This is a genomic window from Chitinophagales bacterium (assembly GCA_041392475.1).
Classification (GTDB): Bacteria; Bacteroidota; Bacteroidia; order Chitinophagales; family UBA2359; genus JAUHXA01.
The window spans coordinates 1,391,179-1,412,654 of the sequence record JAWKLZ010000003.1 but is presented as its reverse complement, the minus strand read 5'-3'; the positions used below and the strand labels follow the sequence as shown (position 1 = coordinate 1,412,654).

At 43.1% G+C, this 21,476-nt stretch carries 10 protein-coding genes; 6 read left to right on the top strand and 4 right to left on the bottom strand.

The window, feature by feature from the left end:
- Positions 1 to 84: 84 nt before the first annotated feature.
- A complete protein-coding gene (locus R3E32_28460; protein ID MEZ4888692.1) occupies positions 85 to 10,119 on the bottom strand; it encodes a gliding motility-associated C-terminal domain-containing protein in 10,035 nt (3,344 codons plus the stop codon).
- Positions 10,120 to 10,447: 328 nt separating this feature from the next.
- Between R3E32_28460 and lpxK the strand changes: the two genes are divergently transcribed.
- Positions 10,448 to 11,530 carry a tetraacyldisaccharide 4'-kinase gene (gene lpxK / locus R3E32_28455; GenBank protein MEZ4888691.1) on the top strand — a complete coding sequence of 361 codons (1,083 nt, stop codon included), beginning with the start codon at positions 10,448 to 10,450 and terminating at the stop codon, positions 11,528 to 11,530.
- 136 nt (positions 11,531 to 11,666) lie between these two features.
- Here lpxK and R3E32_28450 read toward each other — a convergent pair whose 3' ends face one another.
- Positions 11,667 to 13,076 (bottom strand): T9SS type A sorting domain-containing protein, encoded by a 1,410-nt coding sequence (locus tag R3E32_28450; protein ID MEZ4888690.1) that lies wholly within the window; start codon positions 13,074 to 13,076, stop codon positions 11,667 to 11,669.
- A gap of 134 nt (positions 13,077 to 13,210) precedes the next feature.
- On the opposite strand from R3E32_28450, the gene R3E32_28445 reads away from it, so the two are divergent.
- The 4 genes from R3E32_28445 (at position 13,211) to R3E32_28430 (ending at position 17,599) form a co-directional block, all read left to right on the top strand.
- Positions 13,211 to 14,449, top strand: a complete 1,239-nt coding sequence (locus tag R3E32_28445; protein ID MEZ4888689.1) for a glycosyltransferase — start codon at positions 13,211 to 13,213, stop codon at positions 14,447 to 14,449.
- 7 nt (positions 14,450 to 14,456) lie between these two features.
- A complete protein-coding gene (locus R3E32_28440; GenBank protein MEZ4888688.1) occupies positions 14,457 to 15,374 on the top strand; it encodes a class I SAM-dependent methyltransferase in 918 nt (305 codons plus the stop codon).
- 109 nt (positions 15,375 to 15,483) lie between these two features.
- Complete coding sequence (locus R3E32_28435) at positions 15,484 to 16,857, top strand: AAA family ATPase (protein ID MEZ4888687.1); 1,374 nt, start codon at positions 15,484 to 15,486, stop codon at positions 16,855 to 16,857.
- 1 nt (position 16,858) lies between these two features.
- On the top strand, positions 16,859 to 17,599 hold the full coding sequence (locus R3E32_28430) for a hypothetical protein (protein ID MEZ4888686.1): 741 nt from the start codon (positions 16,859 to 16,861) through the stop codon (positions 17,597 to 17,599).
- Between the two features lie 4 nt (positions 17,600 to 17,603).
- Here R3E32_28430 and R3E32_28425 read toward each other — a convergent pair whose 3' ends face one another.
- Positions 17,604 to 18,569, bottom strand: coding sequence for a fatty acid desaturase family protein (locus R3E32_28425; GenBank protein MEZ4888685.1), 966 nt, complete (start codon positions 18,567 to 18,569; stop codon positions 17,604 to 17,606).
- A 226-nt stretch (positions 18,570 to 18,795) separates the two neighbouring features.
- Here R3E32_28425 and gldN point away from each other — a divergent pair, with 226 nt between their 5' ends.
- Positions 18,796 to 19,758, top strand: a complete 963-nt coding sequence (gene gldN / locus R3E32_28420) for a gliding motility protein GldN (GenBank protein ID MEZ4888684.1) — start codon at positions 18,796 to 18,798, stop codon at positions 19,756 to 19,758.
- Between the two features lie 135 nt (positions 19,759 to 19,893).
- Here the strand turns inward: gldN and R3E32_28415 are convergent, their stop codons facing one another.
- Complete coding sequence (locus R3E32_28415; protein ID MEZ4888683.1) at positions 19,894 to 21,264, bottom strand: hypothetical protein; 1,371 nt, start codon at positions 21,262 to 21,264, stop codon at positions 19,894 to 19,896.
- Positions 21,265 to 21,476: the final 212 nt, after the last annotated feature.

Sequence of the window (21,476 nt, the reverse complement as noted above, 5' to 3'; positions counted from 1 at the left end):
ATCCTTCGGATGTCGGCAACGTTTGAAACGAAGTAAAAAAAATGGACAGCCTCCTTCACGAAGCCGTCCATTTCCAAATATCCACTATCGAATCAAAGTCACATTCCCCTTCAACAACTCCCTATCCCCACTCCGATACGTCACCACCACAAAATAAGCATAAGACCCAATATCCAAATCCTGGTTCTTATACGTACCATCCCAACCATCGCCAACAGTTGAAGTCTGGAAAATGCGCTCTCCAAAGCGGTTGTAAATCTGCAAATCAATCGTTTCGATATTTCGGCCCAACACATAAAAGCGGTCATTCACACCATCCCCATTTGGAGAAAAAGCATTTGGCACCAAAGCCATTTCGTTGCTTTCCACCCGAACCGTCACATCAGCAGTAGCGGCGCAGCCATATTCATCCGTCACAACTATCGTATATCTGGTATTTTGAAGAGGCGAAACCGTCAAAAATTCGCAATCTTCGCAAGGCAATTCACCAGTTGAAGCAGACCAATTGAATTGCAAATTTTCGCCAATCGTAGCCGAAATATCCACAGGAATCTCTAATATTTCACCCAAGGTAATCAATACATCTTCAATCGTTTCCACCGCCATATCCGAAATTGTCACCTCCAAATTTGTACTACCATCACACACACTTGGGTCGGTCGAAACCGCCAACAATTGCACCTCATACATACCCGTAGAATCAAAAGTCATCGTGAAAGGTTCAGCACCAATATGTTCTGCAATCGTATCGCCACTTTCCGTATCAATGAACGTCCAAATATAAGCGATGTTTTCGGCAATCCCACTCGCCAAACTGAACTCAATTGCATCCCCCACACAGCCATCCGAAGCCGTTGCCGTAAAGCTACTTTCGGCAGGAACCTGCAAACTCAAATTAAAGGCAGTCGGTGAACTGATACAAGTGGTATCCGATTCATTCACCGCCACTGCAAAATAACTACCAGGAACGTCCGTCAAATAACTCGGTCCAACCGCCAACAAATTCCCATTCGTTGGTGCATCGTACCACTGAATCAATGTATTCGCCAAAGCCGTCAATTCAAACTCCACAGGTTCACCCGAACAAGTCACCGCCGTTTGAGGACTCACAGGAATCGGTGCATCAGGAGGCGTGCAAGTCGTACAATTAATTGCCGTCAATGTCACCGCCACCCTTTCACTCACGCAATCAGTCGTCAAATCCACCATTTCGGCATAATAAGTGCCTGCCATTGAAGGGATAAAACTCTCAACCGTTGCCAACAAATTGCCGCCTGTTGCTTCATCATACCATCGAATTTCAAAACCCGTTGGAGCAGCCAAAACCGAAATTGCAGTTGGTATTTCGTCTTCACAATATTGATTATTGGTTGCTCCAATCGGAGGATTCACCGTTGGACAATCGCAGTTGATAGCCGTCAAAGTCACTGCCACTCTTTCGCTCACACATTCAGCCGTCATATCGACCATTTCGGCATAGTAAGTGCCTGCCATTGAAGGAGTAAAAGTTTCGCCTGTTGCCAACAAATTGCCGCCTATTTCGGCATCGTACCAGCGAATTTCAAAACCCGATGAAGCTGCCAAAACCGAAATCGGTGTAGGCGTTTCGTCTTCACAATATTCATTGTTGACGATTCCCGTTGGAGGATTCACCGTTGGACAATCACAATTCACTGCCGCAAAATTCGCATTGATTGTACAATTTGCTTCATCTGTTGCAAAAATGCTGATACTCGTTCCCGAAGGAATCCCCACAATCGTATAGCTGCCTCCGCCATTCTCAATCACTTCAAAACCACCTACATTGATGTTAAAAACACCCGTTCCACCCGATAAATTGAAGGCCAAATCGTAGGTCGTACCATCTGTCGAACAGTTGCCACTTTCTTCAATCAAAACGATTTCTGGATTTTCCGAAAGCGTCACCGCCACACGACTTTCGCTTTTGCACCCACTACCATTTTCGACCATTTCGGCATAATAAGTGCCTGCCATTGAAGGCGTAAACACCGCACCCGAAGCAATCGAAAATCCACCTGCTGGCGTAGTGAACCATCGAATCTCGAAACCCGTTGCAGGGAAATCCACCGAAATATCCGCAGACGTTTCTCCAAAACAAATTGAATTGTCTTGTGGATTCGTTGGCAAAGGCACATTGTCACAGTCGCAATCAATCGGCCCAAGCAGTTCTTGCACATTGCAGCCTGCTTCGTCCGAAGCCATCGACAAGACGATGCTACCCGCAGGAATCGAGCGAATGACATAATTTCCATTGCCCAAATCTTCCACCGTTTGACCGCCAGCCGAGAAGCTAATCGCACCCGTTCCGCCACTCACATTCACCTCCAAATCGAAGGTCGTCAAGTCTGCCGAACAAGTCGCACTGCCTTGCGTAATCACGATGGCAGGGAATTGGGTCAGCACCACAGGCGTTCGAGGTGTACTTGTGCAACCGCTTCCAATTTGCTCCAATTCAGCGTAATACGTGCCGCCCATTGAAGGAATAAAGCTGGTTTGATTGCTCAACAAATTGCCGCCAAATTCGGCATCGTACCAGCGCACATTGTAGCCCACAGGAGGTGCATCCACCGAAATGACCGTTGGATTTTCGTCCGCACAGTAGGAATTTCCACTTGCGCCCGTTGGAGAGGCGATGTCGTCCGCACAGTCACAAACAGGAGCTTCAAAAATTGCCGTTTCCGAACAGCCATTGCCATCCGTTGCCACAATGCTGAGGCTGTTGTTGGCTTCAATTCCCGTAATTGTAAAACTGTCACCGCCATTGTTCAAAACCGAATAAGGCGCAGCCGATACGCTGAAATTACCCGCACCGCCATTGACCAAAACATTCAAATCGTAGGTCGTCAAATCTGCTGAACAATCGCTGCTGCCTTGTGTCACCACAATCGGATTGCCTTCAATGAGTTCCACCGCAATTCGACTGCTCACACAACCCGAAGCCGTTTCTACCATTTCGGCATAAAAAGTACCAGCCGAAGGTGGTAAAATACTCGCTCCCGTTCCTATCACACTGCCGCCATTTGCTGCATTGTACCAGCGAATCGCAAAACCCGAAGGCACTGCCGTCACTGCAATAGGCTTTGGATTTCCACCAAAACAGAAGCTGTTGGGTTGTGGATTTGTGGGAGGATTCACCACATCGCAGTCACAATTGACCGCTTCAAAAACAGCCATCGCCACACATCCTTCAATGTCGGTAGCCGTTGCAGTTGCTGCCGTTCCCGAAGGAATCGAGCGAATCGTAAATGAATTGGGACTGTTTTTCACGACTTCCAAACCATTGGCAGTCAATTCAAAACCACCGCTTCCGCCATTGACAGTCACCGTCAAATCGTAGGTCGTCAAATCTGTCGAACAGCTGGAAGTACTTTGTGTCAAGGTAATTTGTGGCAATTCCTGTAATGTCACTGCCACTCGATTGCTCGTACATTCGCTGTCGTCGTTCACCGTTTCGGCATAGTAAGTACCTGCTGCTGATGGGCTAAAGGTTGGATTGGTACTCAAAACCGTTCCACCAAATTGTGTAGCATACCAACGCACCGAAAAACCATCAAAGGGTGAGGCTACGGAAATCGAAGTCGGATTTCCGCCAAAACAAAAGCTGTTTCCTGTCGGCTGCAAAGGCGCAATCACCGTTGGACAATCGCAGTTCGGCGCTTCAAAACTCGCCATTTCTTCGCAGCCTCTCACGTCCGTTGCGGTTACACTCACGTTTGTTCCCGCAGGAATATCTCGGACAGTAAAATTGCCCAAGCCATTGTTCGCCACCACAAAGCCCAAACTCTCCAAAGTCAGACTTCCTTCGCCTCCACTCACTTGCACATTGAGGTCGTAGGTCGCCAAATCTGCCGAACACAATTTGCCCGCTTCTTCAATGATTATCGGTTTGCCCTCGGTCAATTTTACTGGGATTCGGCTACTGCTACACCCCGTTACATCTTCCACGATTTCAGCATAGTACGTACCAGCACTTGAAGGAACAAATCCACTCGAACTGCTCACCAAATTTCCGCCAAAAGGTGCATCATACCAATTGACGCTAAAGCCTGTTGGCGGTGTCGCTACCGAAATTGTTTTGTCGGGCGTTGCGCCAAAGCAGAAAGTCGCTGGTTTTGGGTTAGTCGGTGGGTTCACTGGGGCGCAATTGCAGACTTTCGGAGCTAAGGTCAAACTGCCTTCACATCCCTCGCTGTCCGTCACATTGACCGTCACCGCTTGCCCTGCTGCAATGTTGGTGATACTAAACTCGCCAAATCCTTCATTTACAACCGTTCCAGTGCTTGCGCCCAAAGTATAGCCATTGCCGCTTCCGCCAAAAACACTCAAAGTAGCGGTGTAAGTCGCCAAATCTTCGGAGCAAGCTGATGCGCCTTGGAAAATGCTGATGGGCGGCAATTCGCTCAAAGTGACTGCAATTCTATCGCTCCTACATCCGCTTGCATCTTCAACGACCAAAGCGTAGTAAGTGCCTGCCACTGACGGAGTAAAGCTATTGGAACTGCTGACCAAATTTCCGCCAAAAGGCGCATCGTACCATTCTATGCTGAATCCGTTGGGCGCATTTCCGACTGAAATAGCAGCCGTTTCACCCTCACAAACTTCTGCATTTTGGGGATTTGTTGGTGCTGCAATGTCGGGGCAATCGCATTGAGGGGCATTGAAATTGGCGTTTTTGGAGCAGCCTTCAATGTCGGTAACGGTCAGAGTCAAACCTGAATCGGCTGCAATTCCTTGAATCGTAAAGTTTCCGCCGCCTTCTTCAATGACCGTCAAGCCACCCACTGAAAAACCAAATCCGCCACTGCCACCGCTTACATTGACTGTCAAATCGTAGGTCGTCAAATCTGCCGAGCAATTGAAGCCCACTTGACTGACCACAATTTCTGGCAATTCGGTCAAAGTCACTTCAACGCGCTCACTCACACAGGCATTTGCATCCACTGTTTCTGCAAAATAACTGCCTGCTGCGGATGGGGTAAAGCTCGCACCTGTCGCCAATGAAATTCCACCCGTTGCGGTATTGTACCAGTTGATAATCGAACCTCCTGATGGGTTCGCTACCGAAATCGCTGTTGGGCTTTCGCCAAAACAAAACTCATTCGGCATTGGGTTGGTCGGTGCTGCAACTGTTGGACAATCGCAGGAAAAAGGGCCCGCTATCGTCTGCAAAATACAACCTTCGTCATCTCTCACTTCAATGTTTACGATGCTGCCAGAAGGTACTCCTGCGATTGAAAAATTAGTGGAGTTGTTTTGTGTAACGCTATAATTTTCAGCCGTAACGGTGTAATTTCCGACTCCACCGCTGACAAAAATTTGGAAACCGTAGGTTGTCAAATCTGCCGAACAGTTGTAGTCGCTGACTACTTCAAGGGTCATTTCGGGCAGCTCAGTCAAAGTTGCAGAGACTCGATCGCTGCTGCAATTCGAGGCTGTTTCCACAATTTCAGCCCAATATGTTCCCGCTATTGAAGGGGTGAAACTTGCGCCTGTCGCCAAAACATTGCCACCAAATTCGCTGCCAAACCATTGTACTTCAAAACCATTTGCAGGAATATCAACTGTCAAATCTGTTGGGTTTTCACCAAAACAGAAGCTGTTGTCTGTTGGATTCGTTGGAGGTGAAACTTCGGGGCAGTCACAATTGACGGTGGGCAAAACCAAAGTTGCAGCACAATCATTTGCATCTGTCACATTTGCCGTTGCAGCCGTTCCAGAAGTTACGTTTTCGATGGTGAAAGAGCCGTTTCCGTTGTCGGTAAATGACAATCCGTTGGCATTGAAGGTGTAGGGAGCAGTGCCGTTTTGGATGTTGACGGTGATATTGTAGGTCTGTAAATCTTCGGAACATTCGCTGCCATTGTTCACGATTTGAAGCGCATCTAATTCAATTGCTTCAACTGCAATTCTATCACTTGGGCAATCGCTTTCGTCTTCACGAATTTCGACATAATAAGTGCCTGCTGTTGAAGGGGTAAAGCTTGTGCCTGTTGCCAACTCATTTCCAGCATTTGGTGCATCATACCAATAAATGGTAAGCCCTGCTCCTGCATCATCGGCTGTAAAAGCTCCAAAATTTTCGCCATTGCAGATTGTTTGATTCGTCAAACCCGTAGGTGCTGCCACATCTGGACAATCACAATCAGGCGCATTGAAGGAATTGGTGGTATTGCAGCCTAAATCGTCTGTTGCAGTGATGTCAATGGCTGTTCCCGCAGGGATGTCATTGACGGTAAAGGTATTGTTGCCACCATCTACATTTCCTGCATTTGCCGAAACACTGTAATTCCCATTTCCACCCAAAACGGTGACAGTAATTGAGTAAGTCGCTAGGTCTTCCGAGCAGATTGTGCCAATGTTGAGCATGGCTACTTGCGACAATTCGATGGCTTCCACCGAAATTCGGTCGCTTGGACAATCGCTTACATCTTCTCGGATTTCGGCATAATAAGTGCCTGCTGTTGAGGGTGTAAAACTGTTGCCTGCTGCCAATTCTGTTCCTCCGTTGGGAGCATCAAACCAGTAAATGGTAAATCCTAGCCCTGCATCATCTACTGCAAAAGGTGCAAAATCACCTCCAAAACAAATCGTTTGGTTGGCTAATCCTGTGGGTTCGGTGATATTCGGGCAGTTGCAATTGGGAGCAGCAAAAGAGGAATTGCCTTCGCAGTCCAAATCATCAGTTGCGGTGATACTCAAATTGGTGTTGGCTGCAATGTCGCTAATCGTATAGTTTCCGCCTTCATTGTCGGTGACTGTTCCTTGATTGGCTGTAATCGTGTAGCCGCCATTGCCGCCAGAAACGGTAACATCAACGCTGTAAGTTGTCAAGTCGTTTGAGCAGTTGGCATTTGCATAAATAATGTCAATTGCTGATAATTCAAACGCTTCAACGGGTATTCGTTCGCTTGGACAGTCGCTTGCATCTTCTTGAATTTCTGCATAATATATACCTGCACTCGTAGGGGTGAAACTGTTGCCTGTTGCCAATTCCGTACCTCCGTTTGGTGCATCGAACCAGTGAATAGTGAATCCTGGGCTTGCTCCATTGGCGGTGAAAGGTGCAAAATCTGCACCATTGCAGATGGTTTGATTGACCAAGCCTGTTGGTGCTGCAATGTCTGGACAGTCGCAATCAGGCGCATTGAAGGAGGCGTTTGCTTCACAGTCCAAATTGTCTGTTGCGGTGATGTTTATGGAAGTGTTTGCAGGTATATTACTGATAGTAAAAGTGTTGTCACTATTGTCATTGATAGAACCTGAATTGGATTGAAGTGAATAATTGCCATTTCCTCCTGCAATTGCAACGACTATCGTATAAGTTGTTAAATCAGATGAACAGTTTGTACCGTTGTTGGAAATAGTGATTTCGGTCAATTCGATGGCTTCAACGGAAATTCTATCGCTTGGGCAATCACTTGCATCTTCTTGTACTTCGACATAATATGTTCCTGCGCTGCTTGGCGTGAAACTATTGCCTGTTGCCAATTCTGTTCCACCATTTGCAGCGTCAAACCAGTGAATGGTGAATCCTACTCCTGCATCGTTGGCATTGAAGGAGGTGAAATTTTCTCCAAAACAAACCGTCTGATTCGCCAAGCCTGTGGGTTCTACAATATCTGGACAGTCGCAATCGGGCGCATTGAAGGAAGTGGAAGCATTGCAATCTAAATCGTCAGTTGCGGTGATGTCAATGGGAGTATTTGCAGGAATGTTGCTAATGGTGAAGGTATTGTCACCATTGTTGTTGATTAACCCTGAATTGCTCGAAAGAGAATAGTTGCCATTTCCTCCTGCAATTGCAACAACGATTGTATAGGTTGTCAGGTCAGGTGAACAGAAAGTATTGTTGGTCGTGATGGTGATTTCGCTGAGTTCGATGGCTTCAACGGAAACTCGGTCGCTTGGGCAATCACTTGCATCTTCTTGGATTTCGGCGTAGTATGTTCCTGTGCTTGTTGGCGTAAAACTGTTGCCTGTTGCCAATTCTGTGCCTCCGCTCGAAGCGTCAAACCAGTGAATGGTAAATCCTGCGCTTGGGGCATCGGCATTGAAGACTGCGAAAGTTGCCCCGTTGCAGATGGTTTGATTGACCAAACCTGTGGGTTCGGCAATATCGGGGCAGTCGCAATCGGGGGCATTGAAGGAAGCAGTTGCGGTACAACCTTCTTCGTCTTCTACGCCAATGTTTGCGGCTGTATTTGCAGGTATTCCGCTTATTGTGTAAGTTCCATCACCATTGTCTGTTACTGTTGCAGTACCTGCGTCAATGGTTGAGTATGTTCCGTTTCCTCCTGATATGGTGACGATTAAATCGTAGGTAAGAAGGTCGGCAGCGCAAGCACTGGAATTTTGGGTGATGGCGATTGCGGGTAATTCGGAAATGGTAACGGCTGTTCGGGTACTTTCGCAATCATTGGCGGTTGGAGTTGTTGCGGCATAGTAAGTGCCTGCGGCAGAGGGGGTAAAACTATTACCTGTCGCAACTTGGTTTCCGTCTGTTTCGGCATCGTACCATATAATTTCGTTTTCGGCATCGGCTGGCGAGTCGACTGCAATGGCTTCCAAACTTTCACCAGAACAGAAAACGGCACCTTGTGGATTTTGGGGTGCGCCCAATGTTGGGCATGGACAATCAACGTTTCCAACTGAAAAACTGCCTGTGCATCCCGCATCGTCTTCTACATTGACGGTGACAGAAGTATTGGCGGGAATAGCTTCAATGGTATAGCTTCCACCGCCATTGTCGTTGATAGTCAATCCATTTGCTGTCACATTGGAGTAGTTTCCTGTGCCTCCACTAATGGAAATATCTAAGTTGAAAAAGTTCAAATCGGGTGAACAGGCACTACCGCCTTCATTGAGGGCAATTGGGGCGTATTGGTCTGCAATGACTTCAATGCGTGTGCTGTTGCAGTCGCTTCCGCTTTCGGTTTCTACGATTTCGGCGTAGTAAGAACCAAAAGAAGAGGGAGTAAAGCTTGCGCCTGCTGCTAAAAATGTACCCGCTGTTTGGGCATCGTACCAATGTACTTCAAAACCTGCTCCTGGGTCATCGATAGAAATGGATTCTGGACTATCGGTAGAACAAGCATTGGAATTGATAGGATTGCTGGGAGATGGTGGGCTGACTGCATCAGCAAGGGTAAAGTCTTCGGTGTATTCGCATCCTACTCCGTTTGTCACTACTAATGTGTAATCTCCACCTCCTAAACCGCCGATGTTATCGGTGTTGTTGCCAGCGTCTGCTGACCATGTATAGGTAATTGGGGCGGTATTTCCTATGGTGATGATTGCACTTGCCGTTCCATCTGCGTTGTCACAAGTAGGATTGGTGGTATTGAGAGTGACATCAAAAGGGGTTGGTACTCCACAGTTTGCGGGATCGTTGCAAGTTCCTGCGGTTGGCGTAGCATTGTTTTCCCAAGTGTCACCACCATCAACGGTACGGCGGATACTCAAATCTGTGTTGGAAACTTGGCCAATGTAAACAATACCAGGAATATCTTTGGCTTTGGGTAGGCTCGCTGCTTCTAAACAGGAATTGATGGGTAAACAAGGGGCAACATTGAATTCATTTTCGGAATTGAGTTTGAAGGCTTCGTTGTTGAAAAAAGTCCAATATATTGCATTTACAACCGTGCCGTCTGGCTCAAACAATGCAATCCACCCATCGGTGTTTTCGAGAAACCAAATATCGGAACCGCAAAAATTGTCGGTATTGGCGTAGTCGTTGAGAACGATATCAACATTGGTCGCTCCAGCTCCTCCAATGACCAAAAAATCCATTGGGGATATGACTGAACCTTCGGGAAATACAAATGTCCCGCTACTTCCTGCTTGGGTTTTGGAGGCAAGGATGTAGCAACTCAAATCGAAGAATAAACATTCATCGGGGTTGTAGAGTTCTACCCATTCATTGCCGCAAGCGGGTGTGGTGCTATTGAACATGGCTTGGTCACAGACATCAAATGCGGAGGAAGGTTTGGGCATCACTTCATTGATGAGTACTTGGGCTTGAAGGCTTAAAGAGTAAATTAGACTTAGGCACAACACTGCAATAGGAAAAATAAATCTTGGGTTGTTTAGTTTTTTCATTGTGTAAACAGTTTTACGATAGTAGATTTGGGGGAATTTTGACGGCAGACGATAGACGGTTTACGGCGAACGGAAAACGGCACACGTTTGACGGCTTTGAAGAAACGATTGGTTTTGGTTGATTTTTTAAGGTAGGTATATCAGTAAACTCTTGGTAGTGGATGGTTTTGGTGGCTTGGTATCGTTTTCGCTTCAACTGTTGACAAGGTTTTCAACCGTTGTCAAAGTTTTGCTGACAAAATTCCTATCTTATGGTATGCAAAATTCTTACCAAAATATGACACAACAAGTTTTATGTGTCTATTTATAGCAAAAAATCATAATGCTAATGGAAAAAATAAGTGTATTTCGTTGGTTGTTATTCCCAATTACTTTTCTGTATGGTGTAATAGGTTGGTTAAGAAATAAACTCTATGACTGGAATATATTGAAATCAACATCTTTCGAAGGAGTTCGGTTGATAGGTGTGGGGAATCTAAGTAGTGGCGGAACGGGTAAAACGCCTCATGTGGAGTATTTGGTGCGGCAGTTGAAGGATACTTATAATGTGGCGGTGGTTAGTCGGGGTTATAAACGAAAAACAAAGGGCTTTGTCTTGGCGGATGCAAAATCTACGGCTTTGGAGATTGGGGATGAACCGATGCAGATGTATCGAAAATTTGCAAAAGATGGTGTTGAAGTGGCGGTAGGTGAAAAACGGGTGAAGGCAGTTCGTAAATTGCTGCAATTGAAGCCTGATATTGAAGTGATTGTGTTGGACGATGTTTTTCAACACCGTGCGATTGCAGTAGATACACTGATTTTATTGACCGATTTTAATCACCTTTTTACGGAGGATTATGTGTTGCCAATGGGTAGTTTACGGGAGTTTCAGAGGGGATATCAACGGGCTGATATGATTGTGGTAACGAAGTGTCCTAAACGTTTGAATGCTCTTGAAAAACTCGAAATCATTGCTGCTATTTATCCTCTGCCTCATCAAAAACTCACCTTTTCCTTTTTGAAATACCAACAGCCCTACGCTTTTGTGGATAAATCGGTCAAATTGAACTGGAAGAGAAAGAAAGTTGATGCGGTTTTGGTGGTCTGTGGAATTGCAAAACCTGAACGAGTTGTGGAATATGTTTTGGCTCTCCCTAAAATGAATTCGTGGGCTACGGATGGGGAAGATAAATTAGAGACTCTGTTTTTTGACGATCATCATGATTTTTCGGTGGCGGATTTGGAGCAGATTAGGACAAAATTTGAAGCATTGGCAGCAAAATATGAACATGCCATTATTTTGACTACTGAAAAGGATGCCGTGCGTTTGGAGTTGTGGCAGAAGGAATTGGAGGAAATGGAATTGTTGGGGAGGATTTTTGTTTTGGGAGTAGAGGTTGGTTTTTGGGATAGAGAGGGGCTTTTTTGAGATTTGACCGTTTCAAACCTCGCCGAATCTTTTAGGTATTTCGACAAGTCTGAATGTTCAATAGGCGAGTTTTTGCTCACGTCAACTGTTGCCAAAACTTGTGTAGGAATAATTGTTTTTTGTAAAAATTACAAACCTATTCTTTCACCAACTGCCAATGGTAATTTTCCCCTTGCCTTCCTTCAATGACCACAAAATAAACTCCTTTGGCGAAAAAACTTATGTCCAATTCATTGGAATAGAAGGTAGAAGTCATCATTTCTCCTAAAATATTGTAAACTACAATCTGTTTGATAAAGTTTCTCTCCATATTGAACTTCAATATGCCTTTGGTTGGATTGGGATAGATGGCGAAAATATTGGGTGTGGTATCTTCAATAGATACAACTCCATTAAACTCATAAGCTCCTGCGTCTATGTTATTTACAGTATTTCGATGCATGAAATTGGTTGGGTGTTCATAAATCAGGTCTGGAATAAGTGAAAGGCCATTAACAGGATTTGTCATTACACCATAATCTATTGCAGGAGAGTTTGTTCTAAGGCGGTAATCAAAATTAGGTTCATCCACAAATTCCAGCATAGAAACATTGGCTTCGATAACATTCCCATTCATAAGATTTGCTGATACGCCATTGATAGTAGTTCCTGTACCTGCAAAAATATTGTTAAAAATCTCCATATTGCTTGTCTCATTGTTGATGTCCAAGAAGATACAAGAGGTAGTTCTTTTGTTCAAGAGTGTATTATTTGCCATATACAATTCATGCGGCGCAGTATTTGACAGCCCCTCTTTTCCATACCCCACCAAATTGTTGTTTTCTGCATTTTGACCCTGCATCAACAAGTTTCCTAAAAGAATGGCAAAACCTCCATTCGGCAAATCTATCAACCGACTCGAATTGCCCGTTTCTTCGTCCATAATACGGTTGTAAAGAATGTAATTCTCATTAGCTCTTGATTTTAGATTGTGTCCGATTTTGGCATGGTGAGAATAATTGAAGCGAAAGGTCAGTTTATTGACGTGTCCAATGTATAAATTATGGCTAAAACCATCTCCATAGCCATTGTTGGAAAATTCAGAAAACTCAATCAAGATGTCTCCATCATAAGGATTGGAGGTTAAAATACCATTTTCGTTGTCATGAAAATAACAATGCCGAACTGTCAAGCCTATTCCATCGAGTCGGATTCCTGCACCATTTTGGTCAGGCACAGCGGCTTCCGAAAATTCGATGTGTTCAACGGTAATATCATTCCCTACCAACACCCAAATTCCTTTTCCCCAAATATAACTTCCATTTGAGATTAAATGTGGCATTCCTCCTACTCCTTTGATTAAGAGTTCGTTGTTTTGCCAAACCGCCAACGCTGCTGAACCTATATAGGTTTCGGCATCTACTTCAATGGTATCCCCGTCTTGAATAACATTGGCCAAATAGAGTGCATTTGGCGAAACATAGTTTTTGGTAGATCCAACTTGATGAATCACCCCTAAGGCATTTATACTCAATGCCATCAAAACTATCGATAGTAGTTTGCCCATCATTCTCTACAGTTTAGCCATGTTTATTGTATTTAGCAAAATACCTTTTTTTCTTCATCCATACAATTGAAGTCTTGATTTGGAAATCTTATTTTCGCCCCAAACTTAAAAAATAAGCCTATTTTTGCGGATATATGACACTAAAAGTACTCTATATCTCCTACGATGGCATGACCGATCCTTTAGGACAGTCGCAGGTCATTCCCTATATTGTTGGTTTGCAGCAAAGAGGATATCAATTCACCCTTTTGAGTTGCGAAAAAAAGGAACGTTTTGAAAAATATGGGGCGGACATTCGCAGCTATTTGGAGGCGCATCACATTGATTGGCAGCCCATTTTTTATACTGCTTCGCCTCCAATTCTCGCCAAATACTGGGATATTTTTCAGCTTCGCCGAAAAGCGACTCTGCTACACAGACAGCAGAATTTTGATATGACGCATTGCAGAAGTTATGTGAGTGCAGATATTGGATGGTATTTGAAGCAGCGGTTTGGGGTGAAGTTTTTGTTTGATATGCGGGGGTTTTGGGTAGATGAACGGGTGGATGGTGGTTTGTGGGATTTGAAGCATCCTTTTTACCGTTTTGCATATCGCCAATACAAAAAGAAGGAGGCTGCTTATCTGCAAAACAGTGATGCTGTGGTGATTTTGACGGAAGCGGGTAAGGATGAAATGATGGTTTGGGAGGCCTACAATCCCAAAGTACCGATTGAAGTGATTCCTTGCAGTGCTGATTTTGAAGTGTTTCCATTAGCGACGGAGGAAGGAAGGGTGAAGGCTCGGAAAGATTTGCAGATAAACGGAAATCAATTGGTGGTTTCTTATTTGGGTTCGATTGGCACTTGGTATATGCTCAACGAAATGTTGTTGTTTTTCAGTTTGTTAAAAGAGCAATACTCCAATGCTTTGTTTTTGTTTGTGACCCCTGAAAAACCCGAAACCATTTTTGAAGCGGCTGCAAAGTACGGTTTGAAGCCCAGTGACTTCAAAGTGGTGTTTGCGAAACGACAAGAAGTGGCGCATTTTCTTTCGGCTTCAGATTTTAGTGTATTTTTTATCAGACCTTTGTATTCCAAAATTTCGAGTTCTCCGACCAAATTGGGTGAGTTGTTCGCCATGGGAATTCCTGTGGTCTGCAATTCGGGTGTGGGTGATGTTGGGCAAATTATTGTGGATATGGAAGGTGGGATTGCAATAGGTGATTTTGAAGAGCAAACATTGAAGGAAGCGGCAGCAAGGATCTTGGTAGATTTGAAGCGGAAAAAATACGATGCTGCTGCAATTCGAGAAAAGGCTTTTGCGTATTACGATTTGCAGAAGGCGGTGGATAAATATGCTGCCTTGTACCAAAAAGTTTCATTTTCATTTTAATTTCCAAATGATTCCATACACTAACAAACCCAAACATTTCATTCGGTCAGCGTCCAAATCCATTGCTTCTTTTTTGAAGGAAAAAGAAGAACAGCAATTCGCTGATGACCAAACGATTGATTCTTTTGGTGAGGAATGGCAGCGTTTTCACCAATTTGAAGCGGCTGAATTGGAGCGCATTGGAGAGGAATATTTTGATGTGGTGAACGAAGCAATGTTGAACAAGGATTCGAGGGTGTTGGACATTGGTTGTGGGAGTGGGCGTTGGTCAAAATATGTGAGCAGTCGGGCGGGATTTGTGGAGGCGATTGATCCGAGTGAAGCGGTTTTGGTGGCGGCAGAATTGTTGAAGGAAGCGGAGAATGTACGGGTGACGCAGGCGGGTATTGACGAAATTCCTTTTGCAGACGGCAGTTTTGACTTTGCTTTTTGCTTGGGGGTTTTGCACCATCTTCCGAATACGGCAGAGGCATTGAAGAAGTGTGTGGATAAGGTGAAACCAAATGGGTATTTTTTGACCTATTTGTATTACAGTTTGGACAACCGTGGCGCAACGTATCGCCTGATTTTCAAGGCTTCCAATCTTTTGCGGCAAGTGGTGAGCCGTTTGCCTTTTGCTTTGAAAGCAGTGGTTTGTGATGTGTTGGCGGTGGCGTTGTATATGCCTTTTGTGGGTTTGGGTCGGGTTTTATCCAAGATTCCGATAGTGAAACGGCTTGTTCCTATGTTGCCCCTCTCCTATTATTGCGACAAAAGTTTTTACATCATCCGCAACGATGCTTTAGATCGTTTTGGTACGCCTTTGGAAAAACGCTATTCTCAAGCAGAAATTCAAATGATGATGGAAGCGGCTGGTTTGGAGGATATTCGGTTTTCGGAGAAGGCTCCGTTTTGGCATGGGGTGGGGAGGAAGAAAGGGATTTAGGGCTGAGAGATTGCTTTTTTGGTCAAAAAAAAAGCAGTCGGATGAAAACGTTTACCATTTTTTCATTTAACTTACATACGTTTATCTGTATCTATCAACCAAAGCAAAAATGAAGATTAGCGAAATTCATATCAAAAATTTTCGTCAGTTTGAAGATTTAAAACTGAATTTGACTTATCCTAAAGATCATCCTACAAAAGCGGGTAGGGCATTGGATAAGGTTTGCATTATTGGGCAGAGTGGGACGGGGAAAACTACTTTGTTGAAAATATTGAGAGAAGGTATTTTATCTTCTCTTTATAATACTGTTCCCACAGTTACTAATGCAATACCTAAAATAAATTTTGGTGAAAATGAGCATGTAAAAGTAAGTTGCATACAATACCTTTCTAATGGAATAGGAGTACCTAACTATAAGATTGGGAATCGAAAAGAAGATGAAAACAATAAATCAAGATATAAGCCTAAAAACCCACAAATAACAAAACAACTATTGTATTTTCCTGAAAACCTTACAAATGTCAAAGATTTTGAGGAAATACAATTTACGAGTGTTGAAGAAAGAAAAAAAACAGATACTCTTTTTCAACTCATGTCTCACTTTTTCTACTTTGAATTTAATCAAGATACTGCTGCTGCTTTATGGAGGAATCACCTAAATATCATCAACAAACACCGAAATTTAGAAGTTGATTTTCGAATAGCACTCACCAAACGTGCTGAAAAAGAATCTGTTGATATCAAATCTGCAATGGAACATTGGAGAGCAGAGAACCCAAACCCTCTAAAAAAATTGGCAGATGAATGTTTGGACAAATTGCTCAACAAACTTCACTTGGCTACCAAAACAGAAATTGACAGCGTTGAAGAACTCAATACCATTCAAATTCAGCTATTGAAGGAGGGAAAAACAATTCCCTACCAAGATTTGAGTACAGGCACTAAACAGATTCTCTATACCGCTTTTCCGCTTTATTATTTGCTGCAAAAAGATACGATTGTATTGATGGATCAACCCGAAAACTCTCTTTATCCTGATATGCAAACTCAAATCGTTCCTTTTTATCTGTCCTTGAATAAAAAGGAAGAAAACGAAACGCAGTTCTTTTTTGCGACCCATTCTCCGCTTATCGCCTCCTCTTTTGAACCGTGGGAAATTGTGGAATTGAAGTTTGATGAAAAAGGGAAGGTCTATCGAGAAAAGTATTATACGGGAGAAGGAACACATATAGATGATTATTTTTTAGATCCTCGGTATTTGCGGTGGGATTCGATTTTGACCAAAGTATTTGATTTGGAGGAAGAAGGGAACACTTCTTTTAGAGCCAAAAAATTGATGGAGTTTTCCATTTTGAAGAATCAACTGACTACATTGAAGGATGAAGGAAAACTGCTTAATCCAACACCCGAAACCCAAAAAACCATTGAAGCCTACAAAAAAGCGGGGCAATTATTGGACTGGACATCTTTAAACGGTCATTAAAATGAGGAAAATTGACAAAAAATGTTCCCTTTCTATAAGATATAAAAAATGGGAAGAAGGCTTAGAAGCTAAGAATAAGAAACATCCTAAAATTGATACTTCAACAAAACGTTACGCAGATGTTGTCATGCAATTGTTTCATTGTCAAGATGGTTTGTGTGCTTATACTGAAAGACGCTTGTGTGATTCCATTCATTATGAAGCCACAAAATGGAAAGAAGGAAAATATGCTTCTTCAAGACCTAAAAGAGGTATAGAAGGAGATTTGGAGCATTTTGATGAAAAATTGAAGGCAAAGAAAAAAGACAAAGAAGGCATAAAAGATTGGCTTTGGGATAATTTGTTTGTTGTTCACCCTCACATCAATCAAAACGTAAAAGGTAGCAAATCGATTGACAAGATATTGAAACCAGATAGAGAAGATTATGACCCTTTTGAACTTCTTGATTACGATGAAGAAGAACACGTTTATCGCCCAAAAAAAACACTAAGCAAAGAAGATTTTCAGCGTGTCGAAACAATGATAGAAACATTGGGTATCAACCATTTTTACAATATCCGAAGAGATTACTTGGCTGAAAAATTAGATTTCATTCAAAGAGGTATCAATAGTTGGGAAGATTTTTTGATAGACCGTTTTCCTACTGCTTTTGAAATGTGTAAGCAAAATATCTTGAGGGCTTCCAAAACAAAAGAACCAGACATAGACTTAGATGATTTTCTAAAACAAAACAAGCTTTGAAAAATCACCCTTCTTTTACCGCCATCCTCAATATCCTCCAATATCCCTTTTCCAACAATCCCTTTTCATAAAACCCCCTTTCCTTCAATAACTCGTGCATTTTCGGCAAATTGTAAGGCGGAACTGCCATGAGCATGTGGTGTTCGAGGTGAAAATTGACATGGTAGGGTGCAAACAACATACGCTCCAGCCAATTGGCATAAGTCGTGCGGGTATTGCGAATCGGATCTTCGGAATCTTCAACCATCGAATGTTCTGCCATAGACCGAACCCGCAGGCTAAATTGAAAAGTAGTCAACATCGCTCCTATCCAAAGTAAATACAAATAAGGAGCACCGATTAACCAACAAATTCCCCATATCAAAGCATTGGTGAAGATTGCCCCACCCAAATTTTGCAGCAAGGTGCGGAAGAAAGCCCCCCAAGTACGGTTTTTCTGAGATACTTTTTCGAGTTTACCATCCTTGCCATATTGTAGGTATTCAAGGTGCAGCATCAATAGACCAATGTGTGTTTTGATGCCTGTGATACCCGTCAAATCTCTGGTGAATTTGCGGAACATACTGGCTCGACTCGTTGGATATCCTCGTGTGAGCAGCAAATCGGGGTCGTCGTCTGTACCTGTGGTGACGTGATGTCGGTAGTGATAGGGGCGGTATTTCAGCATATCCTGAAAAACGGGATAAGCTCCAAACCATTTGCCGACAAAATCATTGACTTTGGGATGGGTGAAAACGGCATGGTGAGAAGCATCGTGCATCAAAATGGCACACGCCAACTGTTTGCCGCCCAAAATGAATAGTGCAATGAGAATGGTCAAAATATTTGGGAAAAAATAGACCAAAGCGAAGGCTGCAACAATCCACAACCAATTTACAATCACTTCAATAGCTGCCTGCAAATCGTTTTTTTGCATCAGCATTTTTCGTTCTTCTCTGGTCAAGTAAGTGCTGGCTGATAGTTTTTCCATGCAATAAAGCTGTTTTTGAAGGCGTTAAGAAAACCTAAGTAGTGATTAGTTTCTGTTACACGGTATTAGTTTTACCACATTCCACAAGATAATCAAAACCCATTTTATTTTCAAACTCCCAATTTTTCCTTCAATAATTTCTATGGCAGCAAACTTTACATTCTGAAATCGGAATTTATTTAGATTGAACTTTCGATTTACTTGTTCACCCAAAATCACAGAAAACATGAAAAGTCCACTGTTGCTGCTGTCACTGCTAGGGTTTGGTGCTTCTATTCTTTCGGCGCAAAATCCTGATAATTTCACCTTTACCACCGAAACCGAATATTCAACAGGATTGGTAGAACTCCATCCACTGCAAAAAGTGGCTGATACCAAACCCAAGCAAAAAGAATCTTACACAGAAGAGAAATCCGAAACTCCTAAAGCTAACATCCCGCAAAACAAGGTAATAGATGGTGCTTATGTGCGTCACATTGCCAAAGACCGAAAGCCACTGCCTTACCCCAATATTAGGGAAGCAGATGTTTTTTGGCAGAAACGAATTTGGCGAGAAGTGAATGTTCACCAAAAAATGAATCAAATTTTTGCAGACTCCAGAGACCCGTTTGTCAATGTGTTGATGGACATTGCAGCCCAAAAAGAGGATGCCTACATCTTTGCAGATGAAGACTTCAAAACGCCTATTCCCATTTTGGAGGTCAAAAAATCGCTGGGTTTGACCGATACGATTCTGGTAATCGACCCTTACACTTACCAAGAATATACGGAGATTGTAACAAATGAGTTTAATTGGCAAACGGTTGAAACTTTCCGTTTCAAAGAAGACTGGATTTTTGATGAAAACACTTCTCGGATGCACATTCGTATATTGGGCATTGCGCCTGTGGTGAATGTGGTGGACGACAATGGTGAACTTCGAGGGCAACGCACCTTGTTTTGGGCTTATTATCCCAGCTTTCGCAAATATTTGGTGAATGTAGAAACTTACAATCGCTTGAATGATGGGATGCGATTAACGTGGGACGATATTTTGGAGGCCAGAATGTTTGTGAGCAACATTGTGAAAGAATCCAATATTTTTGACCGCCGCATCAAAGACTATGCAGTGGGGAAAGATGCTTTGATGGAATCGGAACGCATCAAACAGGAAATAATGGAGATCGAACACAATTTGTGGTCATATTGACGTGTTGGGGCGTTAATGTGTAGTGTGTTAATGTGTTATGAAGTCTTGTGTATTATCTATGTCTAAAAAAGAAAACCGAAATTTCTAAAATTTCGGTTTTCCATTTTTCTATTTTACTATTTTACCATTGTCTTTTTAATCCGTATAATACGCTCCAAAAATAATCATCATTTCATCTTCGCTCAACAGACCAAATCGAAGACTATTGTCAGTTGTATTGTTGTAAGTTGCTTCTCCACGCAAACCCTGACCTGCTTCTAACTCCAATGGCGGATTGATTTGCAGCAATGGAGGATGCTCCCAATCATTGGTGTAATAGACCAATTCACCATCCCTTTCACCACCTTTGATGTAGATTTTGAACTCGGTCAAATGTTTGTGGGCGTGTGACCACAATTGAAAAACATAACGTTTGTCATTGAAGGTGTAATTCGATTCAATAGTTGTTTGTTTTTGGGGAGGCAAAACAAAATTTTCGTAACTCAAAAAGAGATTTTCTGCAACGTGTGTCACTTGTGAACGGGGAACGGTATGCACGTTCACATATATTTCGCCGTCAAAAGAATTGCTGCCTCGATTGACATAGTGCGAATTGAGGTCGAAACCACTGTTTGCAGGAACTCTCAGCGCAACACCTTCTGGAAAATCATAGTCGGTGAAAGGAATTTGAGTGCCAAACACAAAGATTTGGTCGTTCATCTGCTGCAATACATCATAATTGTAGGTTCCATTTGGATTTCGCACATCTCGAATGACTTGTGGTTGTGGTGTGGGATAATTTGGAGGATAGGTGTATAATATAAAGTGGTGTGTACCTTGCCGCATGTTCATTTCTACTTTTGAGATGTAAATATCTTCCGCATTGTTCAGAGGTTCGTAGTAGAATAGTTCTCTCTCAAAATTGGGTACAACTTCAAAGGGTTGGAGGTGAAATTGGTAGCCGGATATAGGTGGATTCAAGGCTTGAAAGGCTTCTGTGGGCGGCTCATAACGATCGGTATTTTCCAACACAGATTCATCTACTACAAAGCCTTCTTTGGGTGCGCCTTCGGTTATCCATCTTCTAATATACTCCAATTCGCCATTGGTCAAAGCGGGCAAACCTAAGGGCATGATGCTGCCATATTCGGGATGGTCATCGTAAAAATGCGCTTGATCGGGCGCATTGATTTTTTCCCACAAAAAACTCCACGGCAAACCCGCTACTCCTTCTGTGTTCACCAATACCAAACCATCGGCTGCGGCTGCTTCATTTTTGGGGGTTCGATTGATAAGTTGTTCATATCCAATGTCAGCAGTCAGTACGAGGTCGGATTGTTTGGCGAAGGTCGAGCCTGCGCTGTGACAAGTAACACAATTGGGCTGAAAGATTTTTTGTTGAACCAATTCCCAACTTGAAGTGGGTTCGGGGTCAATTGGAGTGGGTTCTGTCGGATCTTTTTCACAAGCATACCAAAGTGTTACAGAACAAAGCAATAAGAACAAAAATAACTTTTTAGTGGTCATTGTAGGATGTTTTATGTTTTTACTAATCAATAGACAAACTTTATCAAAACAGACCACTATTGGAGAGCTGCATTTTTTCAAAAAAACACAAAAAAAAGTGTGGGAGTTCTCAAAACTCACCACACTTATTATATATGTAATTCAACTAAAAGAATGGTATGAAGGCTTTTGTAGTTTTCTGTTTGATAGAAAGTTGATTTTCTTCCTTATGA

What these genes read in the sequence shown, in the direction of transcription:
- R3E32_28425 (MEZ4888685.1), bottom strand. Translation starts at nt 18,569, where the DNA reads ATGGAAAAACTATCAGCCAGCACTTACTTGACCAGAGAAGAACGAAAA.
- R3E32_28415 (MEZ4888683.1), bottom strand. Translation starts at nt 21,264, where the DNA reads ATGACCACTAAAAAGTTATTTTTGTTCTTATTGCTTTGTTCTGTAACA.
- gldN (MEZ4888684.1), top strand. Translation starts at nt 18,796, where the DNA reads ATGAAAAGTCCACTGTTGCTGCTGTCACTGCTAGGGTTTGGTGCTTCT.
- R3E32_28445 (MEZ4888689.1), top strand. Translation starts at nt 13,211, where the DNA reads ATGACACTAAAAGTACTCTATATCTCCTACGATGGCATGACCGATCCT.
- R3E32_28430 (MEZ4888686.1), top strand. Translation starts at nt 16,859, where the DNA reads ATGAGGAAAATTGACAAAAAATGTTCCCTTTCTATAAGATATAAAAAA.
- R3E32_28450 (MEZ4888690.1), bottom strand. Translation starts at nt 13,076, where the DNA reads ATGGGCAAACTACTATCGATAGTTTTGATGGCATTGAGTATAAATGCC.
- R3E32_28435 (MEZ4888687.1), top strand. Translation starts at nt 15,484, where the DNA reads ATGAAGATTAGCGAAATTCATATCAAAAATTTTCGTCAGTTTGAAGAT.
- R3E32_28460 (MEZ4888692.1), bottom strand. Translation starts at nt 10,119, where the DNA reads ATGAAAAAACTAAACAACCCAAGATTTATTTTTCCTATTGCAGTGTTG.
- lpxK (MEZ4888691.1), top strand. Translation starts at nt 10,448, where the DNA reads ATGGAAAAAATAAGTGTATTTCGTTGGTTGTTATTCCCAATTACTTTT.
- R3E32_28440 (MEZ4888688.1), top strand. Translation starts at nt 14,457, where the DNA reads ATGATTCCATACACTAACAAACCCAAACATTTCATTCGGTCAGCGTCC.